The 1,766-nt window shown below is 59.2% G+C and carries 1 protein-coding gene; it reads left to right on the top strand.

Translation table 11 applies throughout. From position 1 onward, the window contains the following. Nucleotides 1-127: 127 nt before the first annotated feature. On the top strand, nucleotides 128-1,681 hold the full coding sequence (locus AADA15_RS19265; protein WP_341643185.1) for a phytoene desaturase family protein: 1,554 nt from the start codon (nucleotides 128-130) through the stop codon (nucleotides 1,679-1,681). The last annotated feature ends 85 nt before the right edge of the window (nucleotides 1,682-1,766 follow it).

The following is a 1,766-nucleotide window of genomic DNA, read 5'->3' as shown; positions in this document are numbered from 1 at the left end:
GGCAAAGCGAGAAGCTGGGCCCAACAACCAAATTGATCGCGATCAAGTCGGATGTTGCAACCAAGCCTTAGCCTTACGCGCAGACATATCTTCTAACCTAACCATTTTGATACGAAGGAGAGCAGATTTGGCTACCTCTGAAGACAAGCGCTGGGACGCCATCGTCATCGGATCGGGCATAGGGGGCATGGCCGCAGCCGCCGCGCTGTCGAAGCTTGGGCACAAGGTCCTTCTTCTGGAGCAGTACCACACGCTTGGAGGTCTGACCCACAGCTTCTCCATGGAAGGTTTCTCCTGGGATGCGGGCATCCACTACCTCAATTGCGTCGCTCCGGAAGATCGCGAGCGCCACATACTGGACTGGCTGTCGGACACGCCGATCGAGTTCACCTCAATGGGTTCGGTTTATGACAACCTGCATATCGGAGATGCGGCGCCGCTGTCCCTGTCACGACCGTACGAGGCGCAGGAGCGCGATCTCAAGGATCGGTTTCCGGGCGAGGCCAAAGCAATCGAAGCTTGGATATCTGCGCTCAAGGAAGGCAGGCAGGCGTCCTTCACGGCCACTTCTACCCGTGCGATGCCTGAGATCATTGGGTCGGCTATGAAGTGGTGGCATAGCCACGCCATCGACCTTTGGTGCAAGCGTACGACGCAAGAGGTTATCGACGAGATCACCGACAACCCGGATCTGGCCGCCGCCTTCGCTGCGCAGTGGTTCGACCACGGCGGCAGACCCAGCAAAGCGAGCTTTGCGATGCATGCCCTGATTACAGGCTCTTACCTTGAGAGCGGTGCCTGGTATCCGTCTGGCGGCGGCGCGTCCTTTGCAAGGCACATCCTGCCGACGATCACAAAGGCCGGGGGAGAGGCGCGGGCAAACACCAGAGTCGAAACGCTGGTCATCGATGATGGGCGGGCCGTTGGCGTCCGCACGGCAGAGGGAGAGGAAATCCGCGCAAAGTTCGTGATCTCCAATATCGGGGCGCGCGAGACCGTAAACTCGCTTTTGCCCGAGGGGAGCGGACATCAGGACTGGATCGAAGAAATCAACGCGCTGCCCCACTCGGTGGCCCATTTCAGCCTGTTCATGGGCTTTGAGGGCGATATCGAGGATGCCGGAGCGACCCGCTCGAACCACTGGATATACCCAAGTGGAAAGGTGGACGTCGTCTGGACCGACCTACCCGACAATCCACCTCAGGGCATGTTCGTTTCGTTTGCTTCGCTAAAGGACAGTGCGCACGATCCCGGCCCATCTCGGAAATACGCCGGAGAGATCGTGGCGTGGACCGACTGGTCGGTGGTGGAGAAATGGGCAGGGCTGGAGCCGGGTGCGCGCGGCGAGGATTACCGGGAGTTTAAGGCAAAGGTCGAGGATATCCTGTTCGCGCAGTTCGAGACATATTTCCCTGACCTCGCCAAACTCGTGGTGTTTCGCAACCTATCGACGCCCCTCTCCACCGAGGCGATCACAGGACATCATCACGGCGGTTTCTACGGCATAGACGTCACGCCTGAACGCGTGCTGTCCGGCGCACTTCAGGCAAAGACCCCGGTGCCGGGCCTCATCCTTTCGGGTCAGGACGTATTGACCCCGGGCATTCCCGGAGCCCTATGGGGTGGAATCTTCGCCGCGGCCAGCATTGACCCGAAGGTCTGGCGCGAACTTCCCAAATAGGTTGTGATTTCTGTGCGACGTCACCATGGAACGGCTGCAATAACAGACTTTCAGTAAGCAAATTCGAACGCCCGCTTTGTCCCGC

Origin of the sequence: Phycobacter sedimenti, from assembly GCF_038148855.1 — a bacterium.
Taxonomy (GTDB): domain Bacteria; phylum Pseudomonadota; class Alphaproteobacteria; order Rhodobacterales; family Rhodobacteraceae; genus Phycobacter; species Phycobacter sedimenti.
Note: the sequence above shows the minus strand (reverse complement) of the source record. Positions and strands in the feature narration are given on the sequence as shown.